The organism is Chroococcidiopsis sp. (assembly GCF_051657925.1).
Lineage (GTDB): Bacteria > Cyanobacteriota > Cyanobacteriia > Cyanobacteriales > Chroococcidiopsidaceae > Chroococcidiopsis.
On the sequence record NZ_JBOFLP010000114.1, the window covers coordinates 1 to 6,677 of the forward strand.

Annotated in this window: 6 protein-coding genes and 1 pseudogene; 3 read left to right on the forward strand and 4 right to left on the reverse strand. The window is 45.2% G+C overall.

Translation table 11 applies throughout. The features are described 5' to 3' along the window. A pseudogene (locus ACRC32_RS08505) lies at positions 1-832 on the reverse strand (hypothetical protein); the annotation flags it as partial. Positions 833-934: 102 nt separating this feature from the next. Between ACRC32_RS08505 and dacB the strand changes: the two are divergent. From dacB to ACRC32_RS08520, 3 genes are all read left to right on the forward strand, one after another. Next, positions 935-2,488 carry a D-alanyl-D-alanine carboxypeptidase/D-alanyl-D-alanine endopeptidase gene (dacB, locus tag ACRC32_RS08510; protein WP_438553555.1) on the forward strand — a complete coding sequence of 518 codons (1,554 nt, stop codon included), beginning with the start codon at positions 935-937 and terminating at the stop codon, positions 2,486-2,488. A 173-nt stretch (positions 2,489-2,661) separates the two neighbouring features. Continuing rightward, entirely contained in the window at positions 2,662-3,216 is a 555-nt protein-coding gene (locus ACRC32_RS08515) for a hypothetical protein (protein WP_438553556.1), read from the forward strand. A gap of 20 nt (positions 3,217-3,236) precedes the next feature. Then, positions 3,237-3,992 carry an ABC transporter ATP-binding protein gene (locus tag ACRC32_RS08520; RefSeq protein ID WP_438553557.1) on the forward strand — a complete coding sequence of 252 codons (756 nt, stop codon included), beginning with the start codon at positions 3,237-3,239 and terminating at the stop codon, positions 3,990-3,992. Positions 3,993-4,107: 115 nt separating this feature from the next. Here the strand turns inward: ACRC32_RS08520 and ACRC32_RS08525 are convergent, their stop codons facing one another. The 3 genes from ACRC32_RS08525 to tuf form a co-directional block, all read right to left on the reverse strand. Continuing rightward, positions 4,108-4,752 (reverse strand): LON peptidase substrate-binding domain-containing protein, encoded by a 645-nt coding sequence (locus ACRC32_RS08525; protein WP_039713673.1) that lies wholly within the window; start codon positions 4,750-4,752, stop codon positions 4,108-4,110. Between the two features lie 147 nt (positions 4,753-4,899). After that, complete coding sequence (gene rpsJ, locus ACRC32_RS08530; protein ID WP_015156706.1) at positions 4,900-5,217, reverse strand: 30S ribosomal protein S10; 318 nt, start codon at positions 5,215-5,217, stop codon at positions 4,900-4,902. Between the two features lie 208 nt (positions 5,218-5,425). After that, the gene (gene tuf / locus ACRC32_RS08535; protein WP_438553558.1) at positions 5,426-6,655 is read right to left on the reverse strand and encodes an elongation factor Tu; all 1,230 of its coding nucleotides are present in this window, start codon (positions 6,653-6,655) and stop codon (positions 5,426-5,428) included. Between the last annotated feature and the right edge of the window lie 22 nt (positions 6,656-6,677).

The following is a 6,677-nucleotide window of genomic DNA, read 5'->3' on the forward strand; positions in this document are numbered from 1 at the left end:
TTGCACCTAGCCGCCAAATCCGCATTTTGACATTCACAACATTGCGAGTTGCCAATTCGGGGTTATTCAAGCGTTGTGCTGAAATGACTTGGACTTGCGCTTTATTATCCAAAGCTTTACGAATCAAGCCGTTTGGTTGCACCATCAAGCTACTAGTCGTCTGCATTGCTGTCATGTTGGAAGTTGCCGCGCGAGAAACGACCCTAGTAAATTGATTTGCTGCGGCGATCGGCACGTTTTTAAACGGCGTAGTTTGGTCGACAAACAGATCGATTGTTGTGACTCCTTGCGGTACGTCGAGGACGACATAAGCGTCTATGGGTTTATCTCGCCGCAGTTTGCTGAGCGAAACTCTACCTGACGATCGCCGCATGAAATCAGTGGCTCGATAGAATTCGCTAGTTTCTGAATTGCTTGCCATAGTCGAGCCAACGCTAATCGTACCTTCTATAAGTGGCGTATCTGTAAGTTTTTCAATCTGCATTTCCACATTAACTTCATCTGGCTTGCCAGGGATTCTTTTGACGGCAATAATCGTGACTTGGACTTGATTGCCAAAAGCTGTTTGAACTAAGTTGGCTGCTGGAACTTTTGTTGCAGGTGGTACGGACATTAAGTCGCGATGGCTGCCTTTGTCAATTTGAGTGGTGGAGAATAATTTTAAATATTGGTTAAATAATAATCCGCCGATAATGGCGCTACAAATCCCAATAACCAAGGCGATCGCTAATAAAAAGTATGTTTTACTCTCGCGATCGCTGCTTTGAGCCATATTTGGTATGCTAAGAGTCTTTTGGTCAGGCGATTGTTTAGCGATTTGTACTTTAGTCATATAGTTTTAATCGTCTGTACGTATTTCATCGTCTACACGCAGTCGGCAGTAATTATACGGGTCGGAGATTAAGTAAATCGTACAATATGTATCAGCAAAACCATGATGAAATCTGCTCTTAGGGATATTGTCAAACCAGTTAGCCTACTGCTAGCAATTGCCAACGCTCAGATCTACTTGATGCTACCAGCCATAGCTAATAAGATTCCGCACGCATCTTTACCACATGCATCTTCAAATGCATCCTTAAAAATTGTCCAGCAGCCTTTACGTAACGCAACAACTGCCATTTGTCCCGCTCAATTAGAAACAGCGATCGCCACTACGATCGATCGCCCCCAACTCAATCGCGCCCGTTGGGGGATTTCAATCCAAACCGTGAATCGCGGCGATCTGCTGTACAGTCGGGACGCTCAAAACTATTTCATTCCAGCATCTAACGTCAAACTATTCACAACCGCTGCCGCTTTGCAAAGACTGGGTTCGCAATTTCAAATTCGCACTTCTGTTTATCCCACGATCGCGGGTGGTTTACAAGTTATCGGTCGCGGCGACCCTAGCTTAAGCGACATCCAGTTGCAAGCATTAGCAAAACAGATAAAACAGCAGCAAATTCACCGCATCAGTCAGTTAGTGGCAGAAGATGATTATTTTCAAGGTTCCATCATCAACCCCAGCTGGCAATGGGAGGATATAAACGCAGATTATGGCGCACCTGTCAATAGTTTGATTTTGAATCAAAATACTGTCAAGTTAACTGCGATACCACAACAAGTCGGTCAACCCCTACGCCTCAATTGGTCTGACTTGAGAGAGGGTATGCAATGGCAGCTCGAAAATGAAGCGATCGCCGTTCCCGCGTCTAAATCTTCCCGAATTATCGTCAGCCGCAACTCAGGTGCAGCAGTACTCAAAGTCACGGGAAAGATGGGAATTGATGCACCATCTGAATCAATAAATTTAGCGGTGGTCGATCCAAAAGCGCATTTTTTACGTCACTTTCAGCGCCGTCTTGCCCAAGCAGGAATTACGTTATCACCTGGTAACGAGCTAGTGCAACAACAAGAGCGGCAGTCTACCCTCGGGCTGCGGGAGATAGCATTTGTCGTCTCGCCACCGCTATCAGAGTTATTAGTGGAGACAAATCAACAGAGCAACAATCTTTATGCTGAAGCTTTATTGAGAATACTGGGAGTGAGGGTACAGCTAACGCCTACGACACGCTCTACGGCTGACATTGGCTTGCAGAATGTCAAAGAGACTTTGACTACCTTGGGTGTCGATCCTACGGGTTACGCGCTGGCAGATGGATCGGGGTTGTCGCGGCAAAACTTAGCCAGTCCAGTTGCGATCGCCCAAACTCTCAGAGTGATGGCAAATTCACCTCTTGCTACTGTATATCGTACCTCTTTGCCCGTCGCTGGCGTGAGTGGCACTCTAAAAAGTCGCTTTCAGGGTACAACTGCGCAAGGAATTGTCTTAGCAAAAACAGGAACGATGAGTGGTGTTGTTGCCTTGTCTGGATATATCAATCCTCCCAATTACGAACCTTTAGTTTTTAGTATTATTGTCAATCAATCTGACCAGCCTACATCAGTTTTGCGACAGACAATCGATCGCATCGTGTTGTTTTTAACTCGTTTGCAACGCTGTTAGTTTAAATTTAAACCCTAATTCAAAATTCGATAATTCTACCTTTACGGAGAAAGCCGTTAACCGTTTTCGTATTCGCTCAGGTTATTACTAATCGATTGATACCCGCACGATCGCACGACATCTTATAAATTCGCTCATAATAAGTAAGAGCAAAAACTAATTGTAGTAGAATCGTGACCGCATTAGTCAATAACTCAACTTCTATTTTCCGTCTCTCACCTTTAATTCGGATTACACTGCTGAGTCTATACATAGCCCTTACCATACCATTGCCATTTTTAGCAAAGGTGACAGCCGCACCAGTTCCTCCAGTCTGGTTGTGGATAGGGATTAGCATCGGTTTCATCGCCCTATACGCCGCACTTAGCGAACGAGTCATACTGGACGATCGCGAAATTCAGGTGACATATCCCCTATGGGTTCCTAAATGGTTTCGACGCGGTTGGTCTTTATCTTGGTCGGAGGTAAAAGAGTTAAAACCCCGTACTACCGGACAAGGCGGACTCGTATACTATTTCCTCAGCCAGGAAGGGAAAGCTTATTTACTACCGATGCGGGTGGCTGGATTTACTAAATTGGTGCGGGAAGTACAAGTCAAAACTGAAATCGATACCACGGATGTCATTCCCCTATCACAGCCTTGGATGTACTTAATTTTGTTGGTATTTACTCTGCTGTTATTATTAGTTGATGCCTGGACAGTTACCACTGCGATCGCATTAAACTAATTCAACTCTGGGGGCGAGGAGTGAGGAGTGAGGTAGCACAGTTAAGACTAGAAGGAGTCAGCCTAGCTGCAACAATAGGTTCTCAGTACTTATTGCAGGATATTTCCTTTGAGACATTTCTAGGCGATCGCATTGCAATTATCGGTGCTTCTGGAGCGGGAAAAACATCTTTGTTGCGAATCGTCAATCGCCTCAGCGAACCTACAACTGGATCGATTTATTTAGAAGAGAAGGAATATCATCAAATTTCTGCAATTCAGTTGCGCCAGCAAGTGATGCTGGTGATGCAAGAATCAAAACTATTGGGAATGACAGTCAGAGAAGCTTTGCAATATCCTCTAGTTCTACGTAGAATGCCGCGATCGCAAATCCAGCAGCAAATTGCCTACTGGATGGAACAGTTACATATTCCCGAAGATTGGCTAGAAAAGACAGAACTACAACTTTCAGTCGGACAAAAACAACTCGTTGCGATCGCCCGTGCTTTAGCTACCCAACCGAAAATTCTTTTACTCGACGAGCCAACTTCTGCTTTGGATGCAGGTAAAGCATCTCATTTAATCGAAGTATTCATCCAACTAGCAAATAGCGGTCAAACAACAATATTAATGGTCAATCATCAACTCGAATTAGCTAAACAATTTTGTACGCGAGTGTTATTCCTGCAAGCAGGACGTTTGAGCCAAAATGTGTCCAATTCTAGTCAACTTGACTGGGAAAAATTAAAAGCGAATTTAATCCAAGCTGAAACAAAAGCAACCCAAGAATGGCTCTAAAGAAAGCCCCCCTTAACAAGGGGGGTTGGGGGGATCGTTTCAAATATCACCCCTTGTTAAGGGGGTTGGGGAGAACTTCATCTCCGCCTTGCCAAGAGAGGTTGAGAGATTGTTGTCAAGCTTCAAAAGTATCTTTCAACACCGTTCTTGCTGCTAAATGATTGCGCGTAGACTTAAGAATATCTGCTTCCCGCTCTAGCCGCGCCGCCGTATCTTGCATTTCCAATAGTGTTTGCTGTTCTGCTGCGACACCGTAAAGATTGCTGGCTACCCAGTATGATAATTCTGTAGGTAAATCGGGAATATTTTCTGGTAAATCTATCTCCTGTTCTGTCAATTTAGCAGATAGCCTGACTACATCTCGCAGCAGTTGCTCTACTTCTCGTGCCATTGGTCTAAGGTCTTTTTGCGGTGGATTGTCTTCAATCCATTCCACCAAACCAACTTTGTAAGGTTTTTCTCTCACGTATTCCAAAACCCGAAACCGCTGCTGTCCGAGAGTAGCTACTCTCATCCGGTCGTCGGGTAAACGCTGATACTGAATAATTTCAGCGCAGCATCCAACTCTAGCAGGTTGACCTTGCACGGGATCCCACAATAGTACCCCAAAGCGGCGATCGCTTTCTAGAATTGTATTCATCATAATTCGGTAGCGGAACTCAAAAATGTGTAGAGGTAGGGGGCGATTGGGAAAAAGCACTACCTCTGGCAATGGAAACAGTGGGAGTTCTCGCACCGCTATTTGAGAAGAAGATGTCATTGTCTATTCGTAAAAACGGTAACTGCGCATCCTGTTTTTACTTTAACGGATTTGTTTACAATTAGTTAACAGTTGACGGCTGACAGTTGACGATCGACCGTCAACCGTCAGTAACTCAACGAGTATTTTACAACTCAAAAAATAGCGTTACAGCTTGACTTCAATATCTACACCCGCAGGTAAGTCGAGTTTCATTAAAGCGTCAATTGTTTTAGAAGAAGGTTGGTAAATGTCAATAATTCGGCGGTGAGTGCGAGTTTCAAAATGCTCTCTAGAATCTTTATCAACGTGGGGCGATCGCAGCACGCAATAAATGCGGCGCTTTGTAGGTAGGGGGATTGGACCGATAGCTGTAGCGTTTGTCCGGTTTGCCGTATCAACAATCTTCTCGCAAGAGGTATCGAGTAAGCGGCGGTCAAAAGCTTGTAAGCGGATGCGAATTTTTTGCTGCTGAAGGGTAGCCATTTTTAGTTTTCTTGGTTCGGTTTATTTAGTAATCTCGTTTGAGTTGTGGAAAACTCATGGGGTTGTCATTCATCATTTGTCACTTGTCATTGGTAAACACAAATGACGAATGACTGATGACCGATGACAGTTAAGCAGTTAAAAGAGCAGAAAAGCATTATACCCCATTAGGCTTAGCTTTTCTGCTCTAAGTTAATAGCTGGTTGTTCTACTTCACGATTTTAGAAACAACACCAGCACCAATAGTACGACCGCCTTCGCGAATTGCAAAGCGCATTCCCTGCTCGATTGCGATCGGGTTGATCAATTCTACAGTCATTTTGACGCGATCGCCTGGCATGACCATTTCCGCAGCACTACCATCATCGGCAGTGAATGCAGCAATTGTACCAGTTACGTCTGTCGTCCGCACGTAGAACTGTGGACGGTAGCCAGAAAAGAAAGGAGTTTTCCGACCGCCTTCTTTTTCCGTCAGCACGTACACTTCAGACTCAAATTGAGTATGAGGGGTAATACTACCAGGCTTAGCAATCACCATGCCGCGCTCGATATCTTCCTTCTTCAAACCCCGTAGCAGTACGCCTACGTTGTCTCCAGCCATACCTTCATCCAAGGTTTTCTGGAACATTTCTACGCCAGTGACGGTGGTACTACGAGTACCTTTGATCCCGACTAATTCGACGGTTTCGCCAACTTTGACTTTACCGCGCTCAATTCTGCCAGTAGCAACAGTACCACGACCAGAGATCGAGAATACGTCTTCTACTGCCATCAAGAAGGGCTTATCAACATCCCTTTCTGGAGTAGGAATGTAGCTATCTACGGCATCCATTAATTCGTAGATTTTATCAACCCACTCATTGTTACCCCGTGCGGTTTTAGGGTCTTTGATCATTGTTTCCAGTGCTTGCAACCCGCTACCTTTGACGATGGGAATATCATCGCCAGGGAAGTCATAGGAACTCAACAGTTCGCGCACTTCCAATTCTACGAGTTCCAACAATTCTTCATCGTCTACCATGTCTACCTTATTCAGGAAAACGACGATGTTGGGAACTCCCACCTGTTTTGCTAACAGAATGTGTTCGCGAGTCTGGGGCATAGGACCGTCTGCCGCAGATACTACCAGGATCGCGCCGTCCATTTGCGCCGCACCCGTGATCATGTTCTTCACGTAGTCAGCATGTCCTGGGCAGTCTACGTGAGCGTAGTGGCGGTTTTCGGTTTCGTACTCTACGTGAGCGGTATTGATGGTGATACCCCGTGCTTTTTCTTCTGGAGCTGCATCAATATCGTCGTATTTTCTAGCTTTCGCCTGACCCAAAGCTGCTAGGGTCATGGTGATAGCTGCCGTCAACGTGGTTTTGCCATGATCGACGTGACCAATTGTACCAATGTTGACGTGAGGTTTAGTTCTCTCAAACTTTGCGCGTGCCATGAGTTCTCGGTTCCTTTTTTAT

Excerpts from the sequence above, each read along its gene's own strand:
- dacB (WP_438553555.1), top strand. The coding sequence starts at position 935 with ATGATGAAATCTGCTCTTAGGGATATTGTCAAACCAGTTAGCCTACTG.
- rpsJ (WP_015156706.1), bottom strand. The coding sequence starts at position 5,217 with ATGGCTACCCTTCAGCAGCAAAAAATTCGCATCCGCTTACAAGCTTTT.
- ACRC32_RS08525 (WP_039713673.1), bottom strand. The coding sequence starts at position 4,752 with ATGACATCTTCTTCTCAAATAGCGGTGCGAGAACTCCCACTGTTTCCA.
- tuf (WP_438553558.1), bottom strand. The coding sequence starts at position 6,655 with ATGGCACGCGCAAAGTTTGAGAGAACTAAACCTCACGTCAACATTGGT.